The following is a 26,969-nucleotide window of genomic DNA, read 5'->3' as shown; positions in this document are numbered from 1 at the left end:
CTTGCCACCTTAATCCGTGGCAAGCCCAAACCCTAGAGCAAACCTCGCAACATCACCGTAAAACGCGCACGTAGAAAAGCTAAGCAAAAGGGCGAGTTTTTCTATCGACACAAGGCACACACTTGCAATAAAGTTGCGCTACTTTTCCCGTTCCCTAGCGTTACTCTGAGTTGTCTATGTTGTCATCTTCACCTTTTCTGGCCCTGTCTTTAGCGATTGTGCTGGAAGTCTTTGCCACCTCTTGGCTACCGAAAACCAATCAATTTACTTCATTACCCGCCACGCTGTGTGTGCTGCTGGGCTATGGGTTGGCGTTTTATTTACTCTCCGTTGCGGTGCAAAGTCTCTCTTTAGGCGTGGCGTATGCGATATGGTGTGGCGCCGGCATTGTCTTAGTCGCCAGCATTGGTTGGCTGGTCTACGGACAGAAACTCGATGTTTACGCCCTAGTCGGTATCGGTTTTATTTTGCTGGGAACCGTCATCATCAACGTCTTTTCTTCGTCCGTTAGTCACTAATCTGTCATCTAAACGTCGAAAATCTGCAACCTGATTGAAGTACTTTTCACTTTTATTTCAATCAGGTGAAGCTATGTTACCCCCTCTGCGTGCCTTAGTGGCATTTGAAGCCGTTGCCCGGTTAGGCTCTATTGGCGCTGCTGCGCGTGAACTTTGCGTAACGCAAGCGGCTGTCAGTCAGCAGCTCAAAAGTTTAGAAGCGTTCCTTGGCACTACGCTTTTCGAACGTAGCCAAAAAGGGGTGAAGCTCACATCGGCCGCTCAGCACTATCAACCGATTGTGTCTGGCTCACTCACCCACCTGAAGCTGCAAACCCAAATCTTGTTCGGGGAAAAAGAAGCCGATGTACTTAGCCTGCGGGTGAACCACACCTTATGCCACAACTGGTTGCTGCCTCGCTTACCGCACTTTTACCAAAAATACCCGTTTATTCGCTTGGATATCCAGCTGGTCGATTGGCCCTCGACGACCCCGTGTCAGAATGTCGATATCGAGCTGACCAATGGCAAAGTCGACAGCGAAGACACCCATTCAGAGCGATTATTTCAGGAGCATTGGCAACTGGTTTGCAGCCCCGAGTTTAAGCAGCAATACCAAGAGGCGTTGGATGCGAAAGACTTTTCTCAACTTCCCGCGGTACAAGTCAAAGGCTACCAGGAAAACTGGTTGCAGTGGCTCAGTCATAACCAATTTGACGTCACCTTGCCTCAAGTTCAGCTCGAAATCAGTAACTCCCTGCACGCGCTAGAAGCGGTCAAACAAGGTGTGGGCGTGCTGCTGGTTCGCTCGTTGGCCGTCTCGGAGCAACTCAAAAATGGCGACCTAGTCTTGGCGGTGAATGCTTCGATGCCAGCGGAGTCCGGCCACTATTTGATCACCAAACACAGCCGCAGCGCCAAAGTGAATTTCTTTTGTGACTGGCTGCACCACCAAATTGAAACCAGCGAACAAGATTAAAGATTTTCTTATGGGTCGCCATAAAAAATATGAGGCACACGCCCACAGACTTGTCACATTACTCGCTTAATTTAACCGCATACAAACACGGACGAGGTCGCCATGAGTGCTTTCTCTCAACAACTAACAAATCGATTCAAGGTGCTGCTTTTTACCGCGCCGCTATTGGTGCCTTTGGCGGCCTTTTGGTTGGTGCCATTTGGCTACTCTATCTACATCAGTTTTACCGATTGGGATTACATCTCCCCCGAGTATGACTTTGTGGGCTTAGACAATTACCAATATATGGTCGAAGACTTTGAATTTACCCAGGCGCTACTCAACACGTTTTGGTTTTCGCTCGGCGTGGTTGTTCCGACGGTCACTTTGGGGCTGCTGTTTGCGCTAATGCTGCATAAGAACTTCGCGGGCAGCCAGTTTTATCGCGCGGTGATCTTTTCGCCTTGGATTACCCCAACGGTAGCGGTGTCTATCGTTTGGTCTTGGGTGTTTGAGTCCAAATCCGGGCTGGTGAACCAGCTGTTAATGTCGGCGGGCTTTGAAAAAATCGCGTGGTTTGAACAAGGCGATACGGCCATGGTTGCGGTGATCATTGTCACCATCTGGCAGGCGATTGGCTGGACCATGCTGTTTTACATCAGCGCCTTAAACAAGATCCCCGAATCTCTCTACGAAGCGTCGTTGATTGATGGATGCAGCAGCCTAACCCGCTTTTTCAAAATCACTTTACCGCTGGTCTCGCCAACCACCTTCTTCTTGGTCGTAGTCAACATCATTACCGCGGTGCAAGCCTTCGACCAGTTCCAAATATTGACGCAAGGCGGCCCGGGCGGTGAAACGCGCACCTTGCTGTACCTGTTCTATCAACAAGCGTTTGAACGCTATGAGATGGGGCCAGCGGCGGCGACCTCACTGGTGATCTTCATCATCACAGGGGCATTAGCTCTAGTAAACACGTACATCGGCAAGCGCTGGGTTTACTACTAAGGACACGGTTATGACGACTCAAGTAATGGATTCAAATCAGGTTGTGCACCAAGCGATAAAGGCACAATCAATACAAAAAACGGCAACAAAACGCGCAGATAAAGCGGCGACGGAAGATCGTCCGATAGGATTGAATACGCAAGCGATGGCGACATGGGCAAAGCACCTGTTTCTCGCCACATGCGGCACGATCATGGTGTTTCCGTTTTTGTGGATGCTGTCAGGTTCACTGAAAAGCAACGACGAGATTTTTGCCAATCCACTGAATTTAATCCCTGAGCATTTTCGCTGGGAAACCTTCATTGAGACGTTTCAGAGCGCGCCATTCGGTCTGTACATTTTTAACAGTTTTAGCGTCGCACTGTTCACCACTTTGCTGGTGATCATTAACTCTGCGATGTTTGCCTACGCGCTCACTCAGCTTAAGTTTCGCTCTAAAACCGTGCTCTATTTTGTGGTGATGGGCTGTTACATGCTGCCGGGTGCGGTGACGTATATTCCGTCTTACATCACGTTGGCAAGACTGGGCTTATTGGATTCTCACTTAGGGCTGGTGGTGTCGAACGCGGCGTCGATTTTTGGTGTGTTCTACCTGCGCCAAGTGTTTATCAAAATTCACCCTTCGCTTATTGAAGCGGCGCGTATCGACGGCGCGGGTGAGCTGAAAATCTTATGGTCAATCCTGCTGCCACAATGCCGAGCGGCGGTCGCGACCCTTTTCCTCATCACCTTTATCACAAACTACAACAGCTACATGTGGCCGAGTCTGGTTATCACCACTCAGGAACTCAACCTGATTGCGACTGGTATTCGTCACTATTTTATTGCGGAAGGTAACTACGGGTTGAACTGGTCGCAGATTATGGCGGCAAGCACAATCGCGGTGCTGCCTTTGTTAATTCTATTCGTCATTTGTCAAAAGACGATTCTTTCAGGTATCGCCGATAACGGCGTAAAAGAGTAAACGGAAATGAAACTAAACACTCTCGCACTAGTGTGTGCTAGCGCTGCAAGCGCTTCAATCTTCTCTGGCAGCGTTTTGGCTAAAACAGAGGTGAACTTCTGGTATTCAGGCGGAACTAAGCCACAGCAAATGATGGTGAAGCTGATCGAAGAGTTCAACGCGAGCCAAGATGAATACGAGATCAAACCAGCACTACAAGGTAACTACTCAGAAACTTACCAAAAACTGCAAGCGGGTTTGGCGTCTAAAACCGCACCGGAATTGGTACTGCTGGATTCTGGACGTGCGGAAGCGATGCATGGACGTGGTTTAAGCCGTGACCTTTCCACATACATGGATGAAGCGTTTAACTTTGCTGATTTCGTCGGTGCCTTTAGAGATCAAGTAACGGCTGAAGATGGCACAGTTATTGGCCTACCTGCCTACGGCACCACACAAGTGTTTTACTACAACAAACAAGTATTGGCAGGCAACGGCTTTAGCGAAAAAGATCTCAGCACTTGGCAGGGTGTTGCGAAAGTCGCTGAAAAAGTCACCAAGCGTGATGACAAAGGCAACACCACCTTTTATGGCTGGGAACCAATGTGGGGCCAGCACAACATGATTGATGCCGCGTTTTCTAACGGCGCGAAAGTGATCAGCGATGATGGCAAAACAGTGTTGATTGACTCACCTGAGTGGGTGGAAGTGTGGGATAGCTTCCGCAAATGGATTCACGACGACCAAATCATGCGCATTCACTACGGCGGTCAAGGCTGGGAATACTGGTACAAAACCATTGATGATGTGATGAAAGACAACGCGCTGGGCTACACGGGCTCATCCGGTGACCAAGGTGATTTGGACTTCAAAAAATTAGCGGCAACCACGCAGCCGGGCTGGGGTTCAAACCCATCCGCACCACAAGCGGGCGCGCAGGTGTTCGTGATGCCGAAAAGCACCGATGAAGAAGCCGCCAAAGGCGCATTTGAATTCATGGAATTCTACACCAATGCGAAAAATACCGCCGCTTGGTCGATGTTCACGGGCTACATCCCTGTACGTATGAGCGTAGAAAATGTACCGGAATACAAGGCGTTTACGGACAAGAACCCACAAGCGTTGATCCCTCTGAAACAAGCGAGCTTCGCGTCTAAAGACTTCCTAGACCCAACCAACGGCAAAATCATGGATGCGCTCAAAGTCGCAGCAGACCAGATACAAATCCAAAACGTGCCAGCAGAAAAAGCACTAAAAACCGCCGCGAAGAAAGCGCAGCGCGCATTGGATAAAGCCAACCGCTCGTAACCCTTTACCAGCCCGCCAACCAGCGAGTTTTGCACTCATTGCAGGCGGGCTATTTTTGACCCAGTCCGATAAAGGACGAATTTGATGAACACTATGACCCAATTTCAAGGTGAATTGCCTTTCGGTAGAGTCCGTCTCCATTTTGATGTCCCAGCGGATGCCAGCTCTGTCTCAATTACTGGTACTACGGTGACAAAAGGCTTTCTTTACGCTGCGGCGTACGATGCAAATGGCGACTTTCGTGGCAAAGTGCTGTTTGAAAAAGCGCACAAATCACTCGATATCCAGCCGCACCATTCTGGCTTAGGCGCGCTTGACGGAACCATCACATCGGGCGAGTGGTATCTGGAACTTTATAACCTTGAAGGCGAATTTCGCACAGAGCGAGCGATGCAGTATCACGTCGAAGTGAGCTTCAACCAACCTCACACCGCATCAGAACTTGAGCTCGTCAACACGGTGACTGGTCGCCATGAGATTGAATTTGACTACAGCGCCGTTCTAAACCGTGATTCCCGTTGGTATCGCGGCGATCTGCATGCGCATACCCAACTGTCTGATGGACACAACACCTTAGAAGCGGCGACATCCATCGTAGAAAGCCAAGGACTCGATTTCTTTTTTTTCACCGAGCACAATATCTCGCAGCCTAAATTGCCCGTATCCCAACAGTGCTTATTCCTACCCGGTGTCGAAATCACCACCGATTTAGGCCACTTCAATGTCCATGGCGGCGTAAAATCGCTCGATCTCCGTGAGGTAGAACATTCAAGCCAAGCTACTATCGAGGCGGGCCTGGCGCTAGCAAAAGCCAATCATACCTCGATAGGTATCAACCATCCGATGATGAAACCGTGGCACTGGCACTATGACAAGATTGAGCTGAGCCGAGTCTCCACCTTCGAAGTGTGTTGCGATCCAACGTGGTCTACCTCACCCAAAGCCGCAGAGCAAGCACTGATCGTACTTAACGAGATGTGGAACTGCGGCCATCGGATCACCGCTATTGGTGGCAGTGACTCTCACCTAGAACCACACGAACGCAATCCCAAAGCGGATGAACCATCCATTTACGGTGACCCTTCCACCTTTGTATTTAGTCACGGCTTAAGCGGCGAAGGCATTTTAGCCGGACTGCGTCATGGTCATGTTTACTTTGAACGCCGCTGCGGGCTGCAATTTAACATCAACCACGGGCAGTTGATCCCAGGACAAGACTCGAAAGGCCAAGCGCTGGATTACACGCTGTCCGTAGCAGATACCACGCGACACTACCTTGCCGAAGTGGTGGTGGATGGCGAAGTCACCGCGCGCATTCCTCTTTCCAAAGCGCCGACGCATGTTCAAGTCGCACAGGGCTACACATGGTGTCGTATCGACATCCGCCGCCAACAAAATGAGCAAGCACGCGGCGAATTAGAAGGCTGCATTAATGCCGTGTTTGACGGCAACCAATCAATATTCAACACGCCTTTGGTAAACACTTGGGGCGAACTTATGGAGCGATTAGATAGTGATGAAGTTTAAAGCACTATTGTTTGATAAAGACGGCACGTTACTGGAATTTCACAACATGTGGCTGAACGTATCCCGCAGTGCGTGCGCGCAAGTGAAAGCGTTCAGTGATGCCCATCAGGGTCATCAAACTGTCACCGATACTGAGCTACTCTCTGCCATCGGCGTTGAAGGCGACATCGTACATAACCACGGTTTGTTGGCGTCAAACCCTGTGGAAGACACGGCGTTGGCTTGGTTTGAAATGTTACAACCGGACGTGTCTTTGGAAACATTCACCCGCATCACCAAGGCCGCGTTTAATGACCAAGTGGAAGACAACCCAGATTGGATCGCCGCCCTGCCCGGCGTCACCGAGAAACTGCTGACTTTCAAACAGCAAGGCATGATTTTGGGCATTGCAACCGCAGATACCAAAGACTCCACGCTGTACACCTTGGCGCAATCGGGACTGAGCGAATTTTTTGATTACGTCGGCTATTCAGACGGTGACATTGAACCCAAACCTGCACCAGCACTGCTTAACGCATTTTGCCAGCAATGTGGCATTGAGCCGCACGAGGTGATCATGTTTGGCGATACCGTGTCAGATATGGAGTTTGGCCACAACGCAGGAGCCAAGAAGGTCGGGGTTTTAACCGGAACCGCGCTAAGAAGCGAGCTGGAGCCGATCGCCGATTTGGTGATTCCTTCGGTGGCACACTTTGACGCTCACGCATTTAATGAATTGTTTTAAGGACGGACAATGGCTGAAGTCACGTTAAGAGGGGTAGAAAAAACCTACCCAAATGGTTTTAAAGCGGTGCATGGCGTAGACCTAACCATCCGTGAAGGGGAATTCATGGTGTTTGTCGGCCCGTCGGGCTGCGCGAAATCGACCACACTACGAATGATTGCCGGCTTAGAAGAGATTTCAAACGGCGATGTGTACATTGGTGATAAGCGCGTTAATGACCTCCCGCCTAAAGATCGCGGCATTTCAATGGTGTTCCAGAACTACGCACTGTATCCGCATATGTCGGTTTACGAGAACATGGCGTTTGGCCTGAAACAGCAAAAACTGCCGAAACATGAAATTGAAAAGCGCATTTCTGAGGCAGCCAAAACGTTAGAGATTGAACACCTTCTGGAGAACAAACCGGGCGAGATGTCTGGCGGGCAAAGGCAGCGTGTCGCACTTGGACGCGCAATGGTACGCAAACCAGATGTGTTCTTGTTTGACGAGCCATTGTCTAACTTGGATGCCAAATTGCGTGTATCTACCCGTGTCAGCATTGCTCAACTGCACAACGATTTAAAAGCCGAAGGGCAAAACGCCACCATGATCTACGTGACCCACGATCAAGTCGAAGCCATGACGCTGGGCGATCGCATCTGTGTGCTCAACCAAGGCGAGATCATGCAGGTGGATACGCCGATGAATCTGTATCACTACCCTGCCAACAAATTTGTTGCCGGATTTATTGGTTCGCCCGCGATGAACATTGTCAAAGCGCGCATTGATGAAATTGATGACGTGATGCACGTGATTAGCCAAAGCGGAACGCTATGGAAATTGCCCGAACACAAACAGTCCCTTGCTCGTCAGCATCGTGGAAAATGGGTCTGGTTTGGTATTCGCCCAGAGCATATTCGCTTAGCAAACCATGATGCTCTGGCAACGGATGTAAACACGCAAAGCCATACCTTACGCGTGGTGGAATCGATGGGTAATGAGCTCTACCTCTACTTTGCGCTGGGCGGCGATAAGATGGTAGCTCGCGTCCCATTTGACGCCGATAGAATGGTGACAGACGGCGAACCCGTCATGATGAGCTTTGATACCACACACTGCCATCTGTTTGACCTTGATAGCGAGCAAGCCATCACTGAGGCTCGCGGTTAACACCATTGTTCAATGCCCCTCCGCCAGCTGCTATTCGTAGCTGGCGATTGAAACCTAATTACTTTAAGTTAGTTCGAACATCGCCAAACATAATCAATTACGCTGAATAGACACGGGAATTCGTCGAGGACCAAAGTTCTCTTTCGGCCCAGAAAAGCAGCCTGGAATTAAATAACCACAATGGGAGCAGTGGCCATGGTCATCTAGCCCGTAGTCACCCAGCTTGTACCAATCCCGTTCGATCACCCGCGCGGCACAATTAGGGCAATAAGTCGCGTCGGATTCTGGGTGGTGGACATTGCCGCAGTAAACAAAATGCAAGCCATGGCTAAGGGCAATCTCGCGCGCTCGGAGCAAGGTGCTAAGCGGCGTGCGCGGTTTATCCAACATTTTAAAATCCGGATGAAATGCACTGAAATGCAATGGTACATCTGGCCCTAAATGTTCAGCGATCCACTGACACATGGCATTGAGTTCCTCATCGCTGTCATTTTCGTCCGGTATCAACAAAGTGGTGATTTCAAACCAGACGTCCGTTTCACGCTTCAAATAAAGCAAGGTGTCTAACACAGGCTGCAAATGACCATGGCAGATCTTGTGGTAAAACTGCTCAGTAAATCCTTTCAGATCAATGTTGGCCGCATCCATATGGCGATAGAACTCTTCTCTTGGCTTATCACACATATAGCCAGCACTCACCGCGACGCTTTTTAGCCCCAGCTCCCGTGCAGCTTGGGCGGCATCCATCGCGTACTCCATAAACACGACCGGGTCGTTGTAGGTGAATGCCAAACTTTTACAGCCGTATTTCAACGCCGATTGCGCCAATACATCAGGCATGGCGCTGTCGCACAGAGTATCAAATTCGCGTGATTTGCTGATATCCCAGTTTTGACAGAACTGGCAACTGAGATTGCAACCTGCGGTCCCAAAACTCAGTACGCTCGAGCCAGGAAAGAAGTGATTCAGCGGTTTTTTCTCTATCGGATCAATACAGAATCCAGACGAACGGCCATAACTCGTCAGTACTATTTCGCCATTTTCATGCTTTCGCACAAAACACGCGCCACGCTTTCCTTCTCGCAGAGTACATTTGCGAGGGCAAACATCGCAGCAGACTCGGCCATCGTCCAGTTTGTGCCAATACTTGGTGGGGAAAGATACGGGAGGGGTGCTTTGCATAGTGAATTTGCCATCTGATGACCTACACTGAAAGTATAGTTGATGCAATGTGTGTAGGAAGATGATGAAGTACCGGGAAGCCGCCGTCGCCGGTCAGTTTTACCCCAGCACAGTAAGCGATCTCAAACATATGATGGATGAGTATTTCTCTGAGGAGCCATGTTGTTCAGTGATACCCAAGGCCTTGATTGTCCCACATGCGGGCTATTTCTATTCGGGCGAGGTGGCGGCAACGGCTTATCGCTTACTTAGCAACGCCAAGCCGCCATTTTCTAAGGTTGTGCTTTTAGGGCCTAGCCACTACGTTGCCCTTGATGGATGCGCCGTACCAAGTTGCGATGTGTTTGTAACCCCGATGGGGGAAGTAACAATCGATAAACAACTCGCTGAATCGCTCATCAACCAGGGTTTAGCCGTCGAGTCGACCAGAGCCCATCATTGGGAACACTCTCTGGAAGTTCAACTGCCCTTTTTGCAATATTGTCTCGACGATTTCACCTTACTTCCCATCGTAGTTGGGCACTCGCAATCCGATCTCGTTCGGCGGTTGTTGGCCTCGGCAGCACAGCAGCCAGATACCTTAATTGTCGTTAGTAGCGATCTGAGCCATTATCACCCTTATCTGGAAGCCAACGACATTGACGCCAATACCATTGAACATGTTCTGGCACTCAATACGGATATTCACCCCGAACAAGCCTGCGGATTTTATGGCATCAATGGTTTAATGCAATATGCCGAGCAACAGCACTGGCAGATCAAATGCGTCAGTCATACTAACTCCGGAGATATCATCGCCCGTCACGAACAACGCTCTCCACAACACATCAACAAGGTAGTCGGTTATGCCAGTTTCGTCTTGTACTAAATTGAGCGACACGGCTCGTGACACCTTAATTAATCTAGTGTGGGGGGTGCTGGATAAAGCCCTAAATGGAGAAGGATTACAACTTCCCCCTGCGCCAAACATCAATGAGTTGTTAACGCCAGCCGCCTGCTTTGTGACTTTGCTGCACAATGGAAAGCTGCGTGGCTGTATCGGATCATTAGAGGTACGCGAGCCGCTATGGCGCGATGCTTGTGAAAACGCGTACCAAAGCGGATTTAACGACCGACGCTTTCTGCCACTGACTAAAGAGGAACGCTCTGACTTAAGCCTGGAAGTGTCCGTGTTGTCGCCATTGATTGCAATGGATAATGAGGGGGAATCCGCCCTACTAAACACGCTAAAACCCGGTGTGGATGGGCTACTGCTTGAAGATGAGACTCACCGCGCGGTCTTTCTCCCCTCAGTGTGGAGTACATTAACGACACCAGAACGATTTGTTACTGAGTTGAAAAGAAAAGGGAGATGGCCAAGCGCATACTGGAGTGAGGATATTGTCATTCACCGTTTCACGACTGAGATCATCAGCAGTGAATAACCGACAACACGTATCGAACAGAAATTTATAGTGTAAATTCCAGCCAACGTCTGTGTATCAAAAACCAATCTGCGCAAAAAAGCCGCCAACAAACGCTGACGGCTTACCCTTCACGCGAAGCCTAATGGCTAAAACTGATAGTTGATATCTAAGGTGTAAGAGCGACCAGGTGCTGGATAACGTCCAACCGGGCTGGTATCGATACCACGGAAGTAATAATCCTCTTCAAACAGATTACTCACCGCAAGATTCATACGAAGTGTGCTGGCTTCGCTTTTGTACAGATCGGTGCCCAAATTGAAGTTCCACACCATGTATGATGGCACTTTACCCGTTGCTCCGCTTGCATCCTCTTCACTGGTATTCGCGTTGTCTGAATACGCTTCGCTGAAATAGAACCCTGACAACGTGGTATCAAATCCAGTAAACGCGTAGGTTGCATCCCAGCTAAGTTGATGCTTCGAAGTATCAGGCAGTTGGTTCCCCTTATTTGCACCCTCTTCCTCTAACGTGGCATCGAGATAGTTATAGCTTGCGCCCACGCTTAAAGCTGGTAAAAAGACAGGTACGTAACGCGCTGATAACTCCAACCCTTGATGAAGGGTTTTTCCTATATTATCAAACGTTTGAGTGGCGCTTTGCCATTGCAACTGATCTTTAAAGTCTATGCGGTACAACGCAGCGTTAAAGCTGGTTGTTCCTTGGGTATAACGTGCGCCAAGCTCATAGTTCCAAGCCAACTCACTCCCCTCTTCTCCTAAACCTCGAATATAAGCAATCTGGGGAGCTCGAAGAGATTTTTGCGCGTTCGCGTAGCCAAGCCATTGATCGTTAAAGTGATAAGCAACCGTCAAACCCGGTAGCCATTCAGTCACTTCGTTGTCAGCCTGACTTTCTTGGCCTAAGTCTTTGAATGACATATCAACACGCTCATAACGAAGCCCCGGCGTAATTTTTAACGCATCATTAAACAGGCCAATTTCATTACTCACATAACCCGCATACGCATCTGTATCTAGATGCCAGTCGCGAGGAACCGCTGTCACACCACCAGCAATTGGGGTCTGAGTTAACTTATAGTCGATATCTTCGTTGACATAACGTGCACCTATAATCCAGTTTTGCGTAACTGATGTGCCATCAACGAAAACGGCAAGTTTAGGTTCAATACCGTAAACACTGAATTCGCGAGGTGACGTCCGAACAAGTGTGGAAGGAAGTGCAGGATCCGCCCAATGCCCACCAGCATTGTTAAAGCCCCACTGGAAAAAGCGCTCTGAGCGGTGGCCAAACGTCATAATTTCAAATTCTGCACCACCTGCTAGATCTAAATCTTGAAGGTATTTGACGCTCCAGCGCGTCGACTCTCCTTGATATTCATCGTATGGGCGTTTCGACTGGTGACGATCTTGCTCGTAGTCATCGGGAGATAGCGCGCCGGGCATTTGTGTGTCTGCATCGTAACGCTGGATGAAGGCTTGTAGCTCTTGTGAATCACTCACCAGCCATTGAACCTTTGCCTGATAATTTTTCACCTCAGTATCTGAATGTTCGCGGAAGCTCTCCCCATTGAGGAAGTTACCTTCGAGCTGAAGTGCCAAGGTATCGTTCAACCACCCACCCGTTCTTAGGTAAAGGTCATTCAGTGGTGTGTCACCACCTTCAAACACAGTCAGACGATTGCTGATTTCAGTCTGCCAAACATCAGGAATAGGTTTAGTGACCAAGTTGATCACGCCACCCACGTTGTTAGGACCGTACTGAACCGCAGCACCGCCGCGAACAATATCGATCCTGTCTAGCATTGAGAGGGTTGCCGGGAAAATAGATTGTCCGGTATGACCGTATGGTGCAAGCGTCAACGGAACGCCATCCATTAAGAATTGCGCGTGACCACTGCGGCTTGCTTTCAGGCCACGAACGGAAATATTAGGTAGCACACCTGTACCAGATTCATCTTGTACTTTAATGCCTGGAACGCTTTGCAGCGCCATATCGATTGATTGCGCCGCTGTTTTCTCTAAGTGCGATTTGTCGATGACAGTACGAGCACCCGGATACTCTTTTACATCGTCGATTTGTGAATTCCCAATCACACTGGCACTCACCACCACCGTATCTAGTTTCGTTGTATCTTCATGGTTGTGCGACGCCGCCGTGGCGCTCATGGAAGTCACAGAGGCAATAGCTGCTGCTAAAATGTTGTATCGCAGGCACACTTTACCATCCAAGTTCTGGTAAGACATTGGTACTCCTTTAAGGGATTTGAGGGTTACAGCACATAAATTTGCCGTAACCCGAAGGGATAAAGTTCCTCAAACTGAGGAAGAAAAATTGAGAGAAGCGTTAAAGCTGATAACCATAGCTGAGCATAAATTCCGCTGGCGAACCGTAACCGATTTGGTTGAGGCCAGACGTGCCATTGGTTGCGCCCAGAATGTATTTTTCATCGAAGATGTTATACGCGTTGGCTTGAATCTTATGGCGACCGGTCGTATAGGCCGCCACCAAATCTACCGTGGTGTAGTCTCCAAGTGCGACGGTTTCATCATTTCCTGCGTAGCGATCTCCAACATACTTTAAGCCGCCACCGATTCGCCAATTGTCGTTAAGTTGGTAGGAACTCCAAAGTGAGAACAAGTGGTCCGACACATCATTCGGTTTTTTACCCGTATCTTTATCTTCTGCATCTAGGTAGCTATAGCCGATAGAAATATCCCATTGATCGTTAAGCTGACCACGTGCTTCCAACTCTATCCCCTGATGGCGCGCTTCAATTTTATCAATCACATCACCATCAATGTTAGTTTGTGGCTGCTCTTGGTCGATTTGAAATAGTGCGGCGTTCAGCATTAACGCATCATCCAGCAGATAGGCTTTCGCACCCACTTCTTTAAGATCGGTATGGAAAAACTCCGCTAATTTTGGATTGATGTAGATACCCGAATAAGGAAGCTGCCAAGAACGCGCTAAACTCGCATAAACCGATACGTCATAGTTAATTCGGTAAACAACACCAGTTCGGTAACTGAATTTGCTATCGTCCAGATTTTCTTTGTCTGATCCGGCTTTTTGCTGTTCTAGATCCATTGCGTCGTAACGCACGTTACCAATAAGAGACAGGTCGCCAAGCGTGAAAACATCTTGTACATAGAGCCCGGTGCTCGTGGTGGTATTGTCGCGGAAGGGTTTAAAGCCGGGGTTTGGGGTAGAACCAACCACAGGGTCGTAAATATTTTGTGAAGGAAGCGTTTTGTCACTGGCTAGGGTGAGATCAATCTCAATCTGGTTGTAATCTGCACCGATCAACAACTGATTGTCCTCTGTTTGCCACACCAACTCGGATTGAAGTGTGGTGGTGGTTCTCGGGTCATAACCAAAGTTGTTTACAGTTTGAGAAACCTGATCACCAGTAACCGCTCCCTGGCGAGTCCCTTTTTGCTCAAGCTCAATGTGGTTATAAGACGCACGGTTATTCCATACCCACTGATCGTTTAACTTCCATTCATAGTTAATTGCCAAGCGTAAACTGTCAGACTCTTGAAAATCATCCATTGCGCCAAAGTACGTCTTTGCAGGCACATCAACAGGCTTCCCGTCTTTAGATGGCACGCCGCGATATGGAACTAACTCTTGTTGAGCGTACTCGACATCAATATCAACCACATGACCTTCCGCTGGCAGAACTCGAATCGTTGGCGCAATAAAAAAGTCGTTCGAATCGACATAATCCACATAGGAATCCGCTTGTCGGTATTCCAAGTTAATTCGCCCATTTACCGTTTCAGAGAAAGAACCAGAACTGTCAATTTGACCTATAAATTGGCTATTACTTCCTACGCTGCCGTTTACATGCGTGAAAGTCTCGCCATTTGCACGTTTGGTCACTAAATTGATGATACCGCCTGCTGAACCTCGTCCATATAACGCACCTGCCGGACCTTTCACAACTTCAACGCGTTCAATATTCGCCAGACTGCGGTAAGACTGAAGTGTTCCATCGTCACGCATACCATCGCGATACATATCATTCAGGGCATCAAAGCCACGAATGACAAATTGGTCTCGGCTGCCTTCACCAAGCGTGTTGTTAACACCTGCCACGCCATCGAGTGCGTCAACAAGCCTTACAGCACCTCGATCCTGAATTTCCGTCTTGGTCACCACTGAAACAGCTTGAGGTACGTCCAACCATTCGACGTTGGTTTTTGTTCCTGATTGAGGCGAGTGCTCTGCGTACCCTTCATACTGATGCCCATACACTGTCAGTGTGTCTAGCGTCGTTTTATCGCTGATGAGGTCGTCAGTAGCTAAAGCGGTAGAAGTGAAAGTTAACGTGGCCAGTGATGCACCCACAGCGAGCGCGACAGGATGCAAAGGCGAGCATTTGTTCATTAATCAAATTCCATTTGAGTGAGTATAAAATCAATCGGATACGAATAAGAACAAATATCATTTATATTTTCAATATGTTTTTTATATTTTATATTCTTTGCTTTCTGAACAGGGCTCATAGCAAGAGACCCAAAAAGACGTTTTTCCTGACGTCTCATAAGAGAATAACTACTTATTTACATTATCCTGCCGCCACTGGCTGGGTGATTTGCCTGTCCATCGACGAAAGTGTCGGCTGAAGACGGCGGTTTCTGCGTAACCCAGTTGGAGAGCGATGTCAGTGATACTTTGTACATTTTCACTGAGTCTTTGCTCGGCGAAATTTTGTCGAATTTGTTGCAGTATCTGTCGATAGCTATTGCTCTGTGCTTTCAACCGAGCCTGCAACATTCTAGGGTGCATATCTAATGCTCGGGCGACTTGCTCTACACTGCACTCCCCGGTTGGTAAAAGCCTTCCGATCATATCTGCGGCTTGATCACGCAAGTTATTCGGATAGCGGTTTTGTAGATACTTCAAATGTTCCTGAAAATGGCGCTCTAGCACCTCTTCGTCTTGGTGATTTTTAGTGCTGAGCAAACTTGCTTTGAGCATGATGCCATCAAACTTTTCACCAAAACGTATTTGAAGCGAATTGGACAGAACATTTTCTGCTATCTCAACACCACTGGCTTGAGATAGGTGCAAACAAAAACTGTTGCGATCAATATTGAGCAAGCTAGCAACAAACTTGGCTAACTGGGCAACACTGACTTGCATTAACTGCCTGACACCTTGCTCGCTGTAAGCGTCAAAGCTGAGCGACAGCCGTATCCATTCATCATGCTGAGTCATCGAGAACTTTACGCCGGACGATTGCAGATAAAGGTAATCACTCGCTTTCTTTAACGCATCACCGACCGTTTTTGACCGCGCAACCAACATCGGCAAATCACCTAACGCGTTCGTGGTTTGGCGCTGAACGAGCATCACGCCAAACAATGGCTGATGACAGCGCAATGCGGCCACTTCCAATAATTCAGCCAATCGAGAGTTTGCAATATACGTATTGGGATCGCGAAACTGTGCCGCTGACAGCCCTGCTTGCTTCATGATCTCAATAGGGTTCTGACCAAGTTCAGAAACCAAGCTATCAAATTTGTCTGCTGCACCACTTCTTACGATATCCATGTCTCGATTTTTAAATGTTAACAAGTTGTAAATCGCAATATATCAAATTAACTTCGCAAAAGGTCAAGTGAGTGCCGACGAGTTGATCTAAGTTACATTTTGATAACAAACAAACATGGACAGGCGCTTTATGGAACTTATCAACAAAACCGCAATAGTCACGGGAGCTGCAGGTGGCATTGGCCAAGCGATTATTCATAAACTTCTTGCTCAAGGAGCGAAAGTACTTGCCGTCGACATTTCCGAACAATCATTGCAAGTATTTGAAGGATATGACGATAGCCAACTGCGAACGTTTGTTGCAAATGTGACCGACTACCAGCAAGTGGAAGCAATGGTCAAACAAGCGACCAACCATTTCGGAAAGCTCGATATCATGGTTAACAACGCTGGTATCGGTTTGGCAAAACCACTCCTTGAGCACGACCCAATTGCAGATTTTGAACCTGTCTCAAAGGTCAACCAAAACGGCGTTTACTACGGTATTTTAGCTGCGGGGCGTCAGTTCCAAGCTCAAGGCACACCGGGCGTGATTCTTAATACTTCCTCTGTATACGCTCAAATGGCGGCAGAGATGACCTTCGCCTACAACGTCAGCAAAGCCGCCGTCGATATGATGACCAAATGTGCCGCCTTAGAGCTGGCGCCGCTTGGTGTTCGCGTATGCGCTGTTGCGCCTGGCCGTGTTGACACTCCGATGTTAAGACAATACGAAGAAATTGGCCTTTGGGATCACATTCGTAAAGAACAGATGCGCCAGACCTTTACCCAACCAGAAGAGATCGCAGACGTTGTGGCTTTTCTAGTCAGTGAAAAAGCAAACTGCATAAATGGCTGCACTATCAACGCTTCAGATGGCTTTGAAAATTTCAAATACCCACTAATGGGATAGGCAAGTACGCCACATTACTACAATCACGAGGATGTAAGCTATGTCATTACCAGAAGTTATTCAGCATCAAGATTTCCTGCTCACACTGAACACCAATGAAGAATCAATCATCAAAGATGCTTTGCCGGGTGTTGATGTTTACCCACTGTTTCTTGACCCAGAAAATGGGACTTGGGTACTTCGCGCTAAATTTAAACCAGGTACCACTCTACCTAAGCACTTCCACACTGGTGTTGTGCATTTCTATACTCTGAGCGGCATGTGGCACTACCTAGAATATCCAGAACAGCCGCAAACTGCGGGCAGCTACCTCTATGAACCGGGCGGATCTATCCATACTTTCCATTGCCCAGAAGAGTCAGGCGGTGCAGATGGCTTCATGGTCATTTCGGGTGCGAACATCAACTTCGATGAAAACGACAATTTCCTAAACATCATGGATGCTGGCTGGATCGAACAAGTATTGATTGCAGCGGCCAAAGCTCAAGGTATCACTCCTCGCTACATTAAACCTGGCGCGATTGCAGGGTTAAGCGACGAACTAGCGGAGTAACACCATGCAAACAATGAACAGTATTGTGATGCAAGATGGCCACGTGAGCTTACAGAAAGTAGCGGTGCCTAAACCTGAAGCTGGTCAAGTGCTGGTCCGTAGCTTAGCTTGCGGTATTTGCGGCTCGGATTTGCACATTACGCGTCACTCAGAGGAAGTGTTCGACGTTTATCGTAAGCTAGGGGTAATGCCTGATTCGATGGAAGATCATACGCCCGTTATGTTGGGACACGAGTTTTGCGCGGAAATTGTCGAATACGGCGACGAAACGCAGCAGACACTACCCGTGGGTAGCCGAGTCACTTCTGTGCCTATACTGCTAAGCCAAAGCGGTGCGGGTGTGGGCGTAACGCCGGGGGTACATGGTGCTTATTCTGAATACTTCTTGCTTGATGAAGCACTGCTTTTACCAGTACCTGATGACGTCCCATCAGAAGCGGCAGCGTTAACCGAACCATTAGCGGTTGGTTTACATGCTGTCAATCGCAGTGATATCGAGGTTCAAGAGACGGCCCTTGTCGTAGGATGTGGACCCATTGGCTTAGCGGTCATTACCGCTCTGAAACAACGTGGTGTTACCAATATCCTCGCGGTCGACTTGCAAGAAGATAAGCTACACATCGCCAGCGAATTTGGCGCGACTCGCTTGATCAATCCAACCAAAGAAGATGAGGTCGTGGTGGGCGCAGAGTATGCAGCAGATTCTCGTTTGGTCATTTTCGAGTGTGTCGGTAAACATACACTCATTGATAACTTTATCCGTCGAGCGCCCGCTAATGCTCGCGTCGTGGTCACCGGGATTCACACCACACCAGCAACAATAAACTATGCGTATGCAACGGTAAAAGAGATAGATTTGAGGTTCTCTTACTACTATCAACCGCATGAGTTTGAGCAGTGCCTCAACGCGATTGCAGAACACAAATTGCCGTGGCAAAAGCTGCTGACTGCAAAAGTCGGGATTGATGGTGTGGAGGGGACGTTTAAACAACTTATGACGCCAAATGACCATATCAAAGTCTTGATTGAACCTTGGCGAACAGGTCAGTTACAAGCCTTCGAAAGCGAAAGCTGATTCATTGTTTGGTTAAAGCCCCAACATCAATATTTGAGTTGGGGCTTTTTTGGTCAACGAGCGCGTATTGGCTGCTAGACTTTAATGACACGTATAGCCTGAACTTAGGAGGCAGTAATGAGCTACGCGCATATTTTGGTGGCGGTTGATCTCACCTCATCGAGCCAAAAAGTTATCGATAAAGCGATCTCGCTGGCAAAAGGCGAAAACAGCAAAATTTCACTCGTTTTTGTGGATGTTGATAGAGTTGTTCTAGAACCCAAAGACAAACAATCATTAGAAGAACAGATCAAAACACTGGCCGACCAGAGCACTTATCCTATTGATAATGCTTTAATTGTCGTCGGCGATCTTCATATGAAACTCTCAGGCATTGTCAAAGAAACAGGCGTCGATCTGGTTGTTTGTGGTCACCACCATAAGTTGTGGAGCCGTTTATTCTCATCCGTGCCCAAAGTAGCCAATGCCGTTGAAGCAGACTTACTGGTCGTTTATCTCGATAAGTGACGGAAGTGTCTGCCGACTTTTTGTTTACACTGTAAAGCATCGCCTGAAGCGCGAAGATGAATCATGCGTTGGGATAGCGGTATGCACCGAAAGAAGGTGTAAAAAAGCCGCTATTACTCAGCGGCTAATGTTTGTTATTACTCTGAACGTGCTTTATTCAAAACACTACACTTTAAAGAATGACAATTCATCTCTCAGTTGATGAGTTAACTTTGAAATTTCTTGGTTGGCTAGGTTGGTATTTCCTATCCCTCTTAAGTTTTCCTGCACTAGGTGGTTTACCTCTTCAAGCTGCCTTGAAATGTCTTGCGTCACAGCATTTTGTTCTTCAGCTGCCGTCGCCACAATCGAGTTAACCTCAGATATCGCAGCAACTTTATGGGCAACATTACCAAACGCTTCGATTAACTCCTGAGTCGCCTGTTGCGTTTCGTCGATCAACTCAACGTTTTGAATCATTGAGGAGTCCGCTTTTTGAGACTGTTCTTGAAGCAAAGTAATGATGGATTGAATATCGATTGTAGATTGCTGCGTTTTGGCTGCCAACGCTCTCACTTCATCGGCAACGACCGCAAAACCACGGCCTTGCTCGCCAGCTCTCGCCGCTTCAATTGCCGCATTTAACGCTAACAAGTTCGTTTGTTCGGAAATACCATTAATCACATCAACCACAGAGCTGATTTTTTCTGAGTATTCTCTTAACTCATTGACGATTGATCTTGCTTCATAAATAGATTCACTGACACGCTCAGTTGTCGCACTGGACTTTTGCAGTACCTCGTTGCTGATTGCAATAATATCAGAGGCTTCCGACACCGACTCTTCTGCCCTAACCGCGTTGGCAGCCACATCTGCAGCCGTCGATGACAATTCCGTAGCCGCTGTCGCAACTTGCTCTACCGATGACAACTCTAACTGAGAGTTTCTTTCGTTATTCAATATGGAAGAGGCAATTTCATCTTGACTACCTGATAGCGCTTGCATGTTTTTATGGCTTCCACTGACAAACCCTTGGAGTTTGGTCGATAGATTCGTCAGTCTTTCTCCTATCAGGTCTAACTCATTATTAGACTTATTCCATTCGCGTTCGCGTACTTTTCCGTTTGAAATATCTTCCAACCATGAGAGGAAAGCGGGCAAGTTTCTGAGTTCTCTTTTCACCATAAACACTGAAAACAAGATGGACAGCAAAGCACTGACGATCAAAATCACCCAACCGTAAATATTCGCGTCACTAAACGTATCTTGAGATGCGCTTAACTCTTTTTCTGCAACACTCAATTGAAGTTCTACAAGCTTAGATAGCTCGATACCCAAGTCATCGATCAGTCGATAAAGCTCAATTATCATGGCTTGGTCATCTAATTCCTCTGACGTTCTCTTCGCGATGACCGTTGGAAGGACTTGTTCCAATTGAGTGACCTTTTTATCCAAAATCGACGCCAGTTCTTTCTCTTTCGGCGTGAGTTTTGTCTCTAGGTATTGATTGAGTATGTTTCTTGCCTGCCTCACTGAGGCATCCACACCGATCGCGAAGTCCTGATAAGAAATCAATCCAACATGTTGCTTATTCGCCGCGTCAATAACATTGATCGCATACAAATCTGAAATGGATTTTAAAGAAGAAAGTGGCACAACCCTGTCGACATATACACTGTTAAAACTATCCATAACAGAGTGGGAGGTCGACGTAGATTTAGCATGATACCCCAGTAGTACAGCAACGAAAAAAGCAGGAATGATTAATAATTTTATAGATATACTTTTCATTATGTGAATGACCAAACAGCAGCAAAATAGGCATGACTTAACATTATCTAACGATAAACAAGACAGCATTCAGTTAACGAAAGGTAACATGACAATTGAACTGTTTCTGTGAATTACTTATGAATATCGTTGATAAACATGAATTTACAGCTGAAAAGCCATCTATAGTAAAAGCGTATGTACCCTACATATTAAAATAAGCAGTCACACTAATGACAATTTTGCTAAAGTCATCCCTATTCATTCAAAGTAGTATCAATTCAGATGGAACAAATTTATCTTGCAGGCGGCTGCCTTTGGGGCGTTCAGGAGTTTCTCAAATATGTGCCAGGAGTGACCTCGACAGAAGCAGGTCGTGTCAACGGAGCAACCAATACGACCTCAAGCGACTACGACGGCTATGCGGAATGTGTGCGGGTGGAGTTTGAACCGTCTCAACTGACGGTAGAACGATTAATCGACCATTTGTTCGAAATTATCGACCCATATAGCGTGAATAAACAAGGGAACGATGTCGGAGAAAAGTACCGTACCGGCGTTTATAGTCGCAACCCTGAGCACCTTAAACGGGTTAGAAAGCATATTGCAGCCAGAGAAGACGCAGACAACATTGCGGTAGAAGTGCTGCCTTTAACCAACTATGTAAAAAGCGATGATGAGCATCAAGATAGACTCACCTTACATCCTGAAGATCATAGCTTTTGCCACATTCCGTTAGATCTGCTGTACAAGTACAAAAACAAACGTTAATTACCCTATTAATGCAAAAGCCGCCAAGGTGTGCTGGCGGCTTTACGGGTTTCAGGACTTATTTAATCTGAGGAGGCGTCCCTTCCCCGTTGGACACAACCGCATCAATCTGTACCAATGCGCCCTTCTCTATATCTGACACACCAACCACCGTTCTTGCTGGTAGTTCGCCATTAAAGAAAGCGGTGTAAACGTCGTTAACAGCATCCAAATCAGACATATCTTTCAGTTGGATGTTCACCTTCACTACGTCATCCATTACGTGTCCTACGCTCTCGACGATGGTCTTAATGTGATTCATACACTGCTCAGCTTGCTCTTTCGCGCCACCGGCAATCACTTTGCTCGTGTTAAGATCGAGCGGTAACTGAGCAGCAATATGATTGTAATGAGAGAACGCCACCGTTTGCGTGTAAAGTGAATTCAGTGGTGCCAATTCCGTGTTGTTCGCTCTTATCACAATGCCGTGTCTGTCTTCGACTTCTTGTGGAGGTGTGCCATCTCCATGAGATACAACGGCATCAATTTGTACCAACGCATCCATCGGTAAGTCAGCAGCAGCAACGATGGTGCGAGCAGGAACGTAAGCAACCGTTCTTGCGATCGCGGAATCTGGGAAAAACGTTGTGTAAACTTCGTTCACCGCTGTCATATCTTCAAGGTTACGAACAAAGATAGTCACTTTCACGATATCGTCAAAAGGAACGTCAATGCTCTCTAAAATGGTTTTAATGTTTCTTAAACACTGCCCTGTTTGCTCTTTAATACCACCTTCGACAAGTACGCCTGTTTTAGGGTCGATCGGCAACTGTGCTGAAACGTTGTTATAGTGAGAAAAGGCAACCGTTTGAGTCGAAACCTGACTTGTCGGCGCACTTTCTGTGTTTCGTGACAGTTTTATAAGTTCACAAGGCTCTTGAGGCGCGGTCCCCTCGCCATTTGAAATAACCGCATCAATTTGCACTAGTGCGTCGTTCAGCGGCAGGGCATCAACGCCGACGGTTGTACGCGTAGGAAGAAGGTTCGGGAAGAATGCGGCATAAACATCGTCTACAACCTCGATATCCGACATGTTTTTAAGGAATACATTGACCTTAACGACATCGTCCATACTATGATTGATGCTCTCCACAATGGCTTTTATGTTATTTAAACACTGCATTGTTTGCTCTTTGACACTGCCGACCACAATTTCGCCCGTTTTAGGGTCTACTGGCAGCTGTGCTGAGATATTGTTGTAGTGGGAGAAAGCCACTGTTTGTGTAGAGAACTCGCTTTTTGGTGCGTTGTCAGTATTTCTTGAAACTTTAATGATACCGCCAGCCATAATGATATTTTCCTATAATTATCAAAGATATAGTTTTTCTTTGGTAGGGTTTATTTGAAAGAATAACTAAAGTGACAGGATGGTAAGTGAAATATCAGGTATTAATTGTGAGAAGTATCAAAGTCTAATTTCACGATAAAGTGGCCAATAACAGGATAATTAATCAGGTGCAGACTAATTATCCAAGATGGCTTAAATTTAATAGATAAAGGCGAATATTATCGTCTGGTTGATTCATAAATATTGAATATAAACCCACTCAACTTCATGCGAAAACCATCATGTTTAATCGAGTTTTGATAAGGCCTTCACATTAACGTCTCTCACCTAGGTTTATAGGCTCTAAACAACTGCTTTTTTTGCCGTGATAAATGCATAAATTATTTTTCAACTCTGAAAAACGAATTGGATTCTCATTAATGTCTTTCAAAACAGAAAAATTATATTTTGCTTTTGATCACTGAACATGATCGTTTAAAAGAGAAAAGTTGAAATACGGGTATGGGATGGAAGAAGTTCATAAAAAAACACCCATGAAACTTTCGAGCAAAGTTCATGGGTGTTCTTTATATTGTGCTTTACAAAAATATCGCTACAGCTGTGTTTCGCGAGTTGGCAAGAAAACTTCACCCAACATACAGCGAACGCTGCCGCCGCCGATGTTTTCGATCGTTTGCACGTTAAATGGCATTAGGCGACCATGGCTCGACAGTTGTGTACGCTGCGCTGGAGAAAACGCATCGTAAGCCGATTGAGACATCGCAATTACTTTGTCGCCGTTGATCGTTTCAAGCTGAAGAATATTGGCGCAGAACTGGTTCATCTGCTCAAGTGAAATTGAAATCACTTGCTTATCTTTTGCTAAAGACTTAAGTACAAAACGACGCTCAAATTCTGGGATCACTTCATCACAAATCACGCAGAAACCTTCACCAATCGCCATCATTACGTTGGTATGGTAAATCGGTTTACCTGATGGTAGAGCCGTCTGGAAAGACACAACGCGCTCATAGCCGATACGCTCTGCGTAATCTTCCAATACTTCACGATCACAACGCTGTGAAAGTGCCGCATAGATAGTTCGGTTGATATGGTCGATCACCATAACACCTGTACTTTCCAAATGCGCATTCACATCTAAATATGAAGTCAATGAGTCGACTGATACAACGTTGCGACCAGCAGCTTCCAAAGCAGCAGAGAGATCCTCAGATTTAACCTCGTGCTGACGGTTAGTACACGCCATTGGGAAGGTAAACATCTCTCCCTTTGCTGTGGTGCTGAACCAGTTGTTTGGGAACACCGCATCTGGTGTTTCGACTTCCCCTAATGGGTAATCAAAAACCACTACTTGAACACCAGCTTGGCGCAACTCGTCCACCATCGTATTGAACTCTTGCATCGCGAGTTCACGGATATGATCAGTGGTGTCATTCACTTTATGCTGAAATTCATTGTCTTTTGCAGTTTCAGCGTTAAACGCAAATTCTTTTGGCGGCACCATCACAACGCAGTTCGCGTTTTGTACCGTTTTTGATTGTTTTTGTTGTAATGCTTGCTGTTTCAACATTGTGACAAACTCATTTTTTCTCACTAAATTAAGCAAATTGTAGACATAATGTTAAATGATTATTTACTGAAATTAACTACAATTTTGCCACTCCAACAGAAATAATTGCTGCAATTAAAAAACATTTCAGTAAATATAACTTTTGGAATTATCCAACCAAAGAGTTGTCTGAATAATATGCAAAGCGGGTGATATTCTACCAGTTACATTTTAATGACCAAAAGTATACCATTGGCCTTTCCCTCCCTGTGTATGGATTAACACGCCTATAGTAACGACAGTTCTTGGTCTTTTGCGCGTTTAGGAAACATGTATGTTTAAGAAATTTGAAGGATTTACCAAGCCCTTCCCGAAGAATGAGCCCACTCAGCCACCTAGCGGCATTCTGGCATTTTGCCGCTATTACACGCGTGGTTTTGAAGTGCCACTTATTATTATGTCGATCATGTCTACCATCGTTGCCATTGTTGAAGTATCGCTCTTCGGTGCAATGGGTAACTTGGTTGACTGGCTATCAAACAGCAACCCAGAAACGTTTTGGCAAGAAAACAGCAGTCAGCTGATCTTTTATGGTGTGTTGCTGGTGGTTGTGATGCCGATCTTGGTTGTTGGATACTCCTTGCTGATCCACCAAACGCTACTGGGCAACTACCCAATGTCGATTCGTTGGCTTGCTCACCGTTACCTACTCAAGCAAAGCATCAACTTTTATCAGGATGACTTTGCGGGTCGTGTCGCCACAAAAGTGATGCAAACCTCGCTGGCAGTACGCGAAACGGTAATGAAAACCATGGATGTGTTCGTCTATGTGTCTGTGTACTTTACCTCTATGATAGTACTACTGGCGCAGGCCGATATCCGACTGATGATCCCAATGCTGATTTGGCTGGCTTGTTACATCAGCATCCAGATCTACTTTGTGCCTAAGCTGAAACGTGTTGCCTCTGAACAGGCCGACGCGCGCTCAACAATGACCGGACGCATTGTAGACAGCTACACCAACATCGCGACCGTTAAGCTATTCTCACACAGCAAACGTGAAACCGAATACGCAGAAAACGGCATGCGCGGCTTCCTAGATACTGTGTATCGACAAATGCGCTTGGTGACAGGATTTAACGTCGCCGTTTCAATTACCAACTACATTCTCGTATTCTCAATTGGTGCGCTATCTGTCTACCTATGGATGGGCAACTCCATCAGTGTCGGTGCCATCGCCATCGCCATTGCACTCGCACTGCGTATCAACGGGATGTCGATGTGGATCATGTGGGAAGTCGGCGCACTGTTTGAAAACATGGGAACAGTCGTCGATGGCATGAAAACGCTATCTAAACCTGTTGATATTCAAGACAAACCCAACGCGAAAGACTTAGTGGTCAACGACGGTGGCATCGAGTTTGATAACGTTAGCTTCCACTACGGCGATAAAACCAAAGGCGTGATTAGTCACTTAAACCTAAATATCAAGCCAGGTGAAAAAGTCGGCTTAGTTGGCCGTTCAGGTGCGGGTAAATCAACATTGGTGAACTTGTTGCTACGTTTCCATGATGTTGAAAGCGGCAAGATTAAGATTGATGGTCAAGTGATCTCTGACGTCACTCAAGACTCGCTGCGCGCGAAAATTGGCATGGTGACGCAAGATACTTCGCTGCTGCACCGTTCGATTCGTGACAACATTCTTTACGGTAATCCAGACGCGACAGAGGAAGATTTGCTGCGCGCGACCAAACAAGCTCACGCTCATGAGTTTATCGAAAACCTTAACGACCCATTTGGAAACACGGGTTACGATGCTCAAGTGGGTGAACGCGGGGTGAAACTTTCAGGTGGTCAGCGTCAACGTATCGCTATTTCTCGTGTACTACTGAAAGATGCGCCTTTGCTAATTCTAGACGAAGCAACTTCTGCACTGGATTCTGAAGTAGAAGCCGCGATTCAAGAAAGCTTGAACGAGCTTATGAAAGGCAAGACGGTCATTGCGATTGCTCACCGCCTCTCAACGATTGCCGCAATGGATCGCTTGATCGTTTTGGACAAAGGGGAAATTGTAGAGCAAGGTACACACCAAGAACTCGTTAAGAGCGGTGGTATCTACGCGCAGCTCTGGGCGCACCAGACGGGTGGTTTTATCGGTGATGAAGAGAATACTCAGCAAATCGCCTAAAGGCATCTCAACAAACGCAAAAAACCACAAAACAAAAAGGAAGTTTCGGCTTCCTTTTTTGCTTCTTTCCGGT

The 26,969-nt window shown here is 47.0% G+C and carries 23 protein-coding genes; 16 read left to right on the top strand and 7 right to left on the bottom strand.

Annotated features, from left to right (window positions below; all coding sequences use genetic code 11):
* Positions 1-176 precede the first annotated feature (176 nt).
* The 8 genes from NP165_RS17140 to NP165_RS17105 all read left to right on the top strand — a co-directional run bounded on the left by NP165_RS17140 (position 177) and on the right by NP165_RS17105 (position 8,114).
* Positions 177-518 carry a DMT family transporter gene (locus tag NP165_RS17140; RefSeq protein ID WP_257085746.1) on the top strand — a complete coding sequence of 114 codons (342 nt, stop codon included), beginning with the start codon at positions 177-179 and terminating at the stop codon, positions 516-518.
* Positions 519-591: 73 nt separating this feature from the next.
* Positions 592-1,476, top strand: coding sequence for a LysR substrate-binding domain-containing protein (locus tag NP165_RS17135; protein WP_257085745.1), 885 nt, complete (start codon positions 592-594; stop codon positions 1,474-1,476).
* Positions 1,477-1,578: 102 nt separating this feature from the next.
* Positions 1,579-2,463 carry a carbohydrate ABC transporter permease gene (locus NP165_RS17130; protein ID WP_257085744.1) on the top strand — a complete coding sequence of 295 codons (885 nt, stop codon included), beginning with the start codon at positions 1,579-1,581 and terminating at the stop codon, positions 2,461-2,463.
* A gap of 10 nt (positions 2,464-2,473) precedes the next feature.
* Entirely contained in the window at positions 2,474-3,427 is a 954-nt protein-coding gene (locus NP165_RS17125) for a carbohydrate ABC transporter permease (RefSeq protein WP_257085743.1), read from the top strand.
* Positions 3,428-3,433: 6 nt separating this feature from the next.
* Positions 3,434-4,714, top strand: coding sequence for an extracellular solute-binding protein (locus tag NP165_RS17120; RefSeq protein WP_257085742.1), 1,281 nt, complete (start codon positions 3,434-3,436; stop codon positions 4,712-4,714).
* Positions 4,715-4,807: 93 nt separating this feature from the next.
* Positions 4,808-6,241, top strand: a complete 1,434-nt coding sequence (locus NP165_RS17115) for a CehA/McbA family metallohydrolase (protein WP_257086850.1) — start codon at positions 4,808-4,810, stop codon at positions 6,239-6,241.
* On the top strand, positions 6,231-6,965 hold the full coding sequence (locus tag NP165_RS17110) for an HAD family hydrolase (RefSeq protein WP_257086849.1): 735 nt from the start codon (positions 6,231-6,233) through the stop codon (positions 6,963-6,965). Before NP165_RS17115 ends, NP165_RS17110 begins: the two co-directional genes overlap by 11 nt.
* Before the next feature lie 9 nt (positions 6,966-6,974).
* Positions 6,975-8,114: an ABC transporter ATP-binding protein gene (locus NP165_RS17105; RefSeq protein WP_257085741.1), complete on the top strand. Its 1,140-nt coding sequence runs from the start codon at positions 6,975-6,977 to the stop codon at positions 8,112-8,114.
* A gap of 93 nt (positions 8,115-8,207) precedes the next feature.
* Here NP165_RS17105 and amrS read toward each other — a convergent pair whose 3' ends face one another.
* Entirely contained in the window at positions 8,208-9,296 is a 1,089-nt protein-coding gene (gene amrS, locus NP165_RS17100) for an AmmeMemoRadiSam system radical SAM enzyme (RefSeq protein WP_257085740.1), read from the bottom strand.
* A gap of 61 nt (positions 9,297-9,357) precedes the next feature.
* Here amrS and amrB point away from each other — a divergent pair, with 61 nt between their 5' ends.
* The gene (gene amrB, locus NP165_RS17095) at positions 9,358-10,164 is read left to right on the top strand and encodes an AmmeMemoRadiSam system protein B (RefSeq protein WP_257085739.1); all 807 of its coding nucleotides are present in this window, start codon (positions 9,358-9,360) and stop codon (positions 10,162-10,164) included.
* Positions 10,142-10,720 (top strand): AmmeMemoRadiSam system protein A, encoded by a 579-nt coding sequence (gene amrA / locus NP165_RS17090; RefSeq protein ID WP_257085738.1) that lies wholly within the window; start codon positions 10,142-10,144, stop codon positions 10,718-10,720. Before amrB ends, amrA begins: the two co-directional genes overlap by 23 nt.
* A 128-nt stretch (positions 10,721-10,848) precedes the next feature.
* On the opposite strand, the gene NP165_RS17085 is transcribed toward amrA, so the two are convergent.
* The 3 genes from NP165_RS17085 to NP165_RS17075 all read right to left on the bottom strand — a co-directional run bounded on the left by NP165_RS17085 (position 10,849) and on the right by NP165_RS17075 (position 16,285).
* The gene (locus NP165_RS17085; protein WP_257085737.1) at positions 10,849-12,966 is read right to left on the bottom strand and encodes a TonB-dependent receptor family protein; all 2,118 of its coding nucleotides are present in this window, start codon (positions 12,964-12,966) and stop codon (positions 10,849-10,851) included.
* 100 nt (positions 12,967-13,066) lie between these two features.
* Complete coding sequence (locus NP165_RS17080; protein WP_257085736.1) at positions 13,067-15,115, bottom strand: TonB-dependent receptor; 2,049 nt, start codon at positions 15,113-15,115, stop codon at positions 13,067-13,069.
* A 168-nt stretch (positions 15,116-15,283) separates the two neighbouring features.
* Positions 15,284-16,285, bottom strand: a complete 1,002-nt coding sequence (locus tag NP165_RS17075; protein WP_257085735.1) for an AraC family transcriptional regulator — start codon at positions 16,283-16,285, stop codon at positions 15,284-15,286.
* A gap of 130 nt (positions 16,286-16,415) precedes the next feature.
* Here NP165_RS17075 and NP165_RS17070 point away from each other — a divergent pair, with 130 nt between their 5' ends.
* From NP165_RS17070 to NP165_RS17055, 4 genes are all read left to right on the top strand, one after another.
* Entirely contained in the window at positions 16,416-17,177 is a 762-nt protein-coding gene (locus tag NP165_RS17070) for an SDR family NAD(P)-dependent oxidoreductase (RefSeq protein WP_257085734.1), read from the top strand.
* A 40-nt stretch (positions 17,178-17,217) separates the two neighbouring features.
* Positions 17,218-17,730: a 2,4'-dihydroxyacetophenone dioxygenase family protein gene (locus NP165_RS17065; protein WP_257085733.1), complete on the top strand. Its 513-nt coding sequence runs from the start codon at positions 17,218-17,220 to the stop codon at positions 17,728-17,730.
* A 4-nt stretch (positions 17,731-17,734) separates the two neighbouring features.
* The gene (locus tag NP165_RS17060; RefSeq protein WP_257085732.1) at positions 17,735-18,805 is read left to right on the top strand and encodes a zinc-binding dehydrogenase; all 1,071 of its coding nucleotides are present in this window, start codon (positions 17,735-17,737) and stop codon (positions 18,803-18,805) included.
* Between the two features lie 117 nt (positions 18,806-18,922).
* Entirely contained in the window at positions 18,923-19,312 is a 390-nt protein-coding gene (locus NP165_RS17055; RefSeq protein WP_257085731.1) for a universal stress protein, read from the top strand.
* Positions 19,313-19,477: 165 nt separating this feature from the next.
* Here the strand turns inward: NP165_RS17055 and NP165_RS17050 are convergent, their stop codons facing one another.
* Positions 19,478-21,082, bottom strand: coding sequence for a methyl-accepting chemotaxis protein (locus NP165_RS17050; RefSeq protein ID WP_257085730.1), 1,605 nt, complete (start codon positions 21,080-21,082; stop codon positions 19,478-19,480).
* Positions 21,083-21,346: 264 nt separating this feature from the next.
* On the opposite strand from NP165_RS17050, the gene NP165_RS17045 reads away from it, so the two are divergent.
* Complete coding sequence (locus tag NP165_RS17045) at positions 21,347-21,832, top strand: peptide-methionine (S)-S-oxide reductase (protein WP_257085729.1); 486 nt, start codon at positions 21,347-21,349, stop codon at positions 21,830-21,832.
* Positions 21,833-21,890: 58 nt separating this feature from the next.
* Here NP165_RS17045 and NP165_RS17040 read toward each other — a convergent pair whose 3' ends face one another.
* Together NP165_RS17040 and NP165_RS17035 are read right to left on the bottom strand one after the other, a co-directional pair.
* Positions 21,891-23,159, bottom strand: a complete 1,269-nt coding sequence (locus tag NP165_RS17040) for a RidA family protein (RefSeq protein WP_257085728.1) — start codon at positions 23,157-23,159, stop codon at positions 21,891-21,893.
* Between the two features lie 592 nt (positions 23,160-23,751).
* Positions 23,752-24,729, bottom strand: a complete 978-nt coding sequence (locus NP165_RS17035; protein WP_257085727.1) for an arginine deiminase-related protein — start codon at positions 24,727-24,729, stop codon at positions 23,752-23,754.
* Between the two features lie 313 nt (positions 24,730-25,042).
* Here NP165_RS17035 and NP165_RS17030 point away from each other — a divergent pair, with 313 nt between their 5' ends.
* Positions 25,043-26,896: an ABC transporter ATP-binding protein gene (locus NP165_RS17030; RefSeq protein ID WP_257085726.1), complete on the top strand. Its 1,854-nt coding sequence runs from the start codon at positions 25,043-25,045 to the stop codon at positions 26,894-26,896.
* Positions 26,897-26,969 lie beyond the last annotated feature (73 nt).

Origin of the sequence: Vibrio japonicus, from assembly GCF_024582835.1 — a bacterium.
Classification (GTDB): domain Bacteria; phylum Pseudomonadota; class Gammaproteobacteria; order Enterobacterales; family Vibrionaceae; genus Vibrio; species Vibrio japonicus.
The sequence above is the reverse complement of the archived record's forward strand: the minus strand, read 5'-3'. Positions and strand labels throughout refer to the sequence as shown.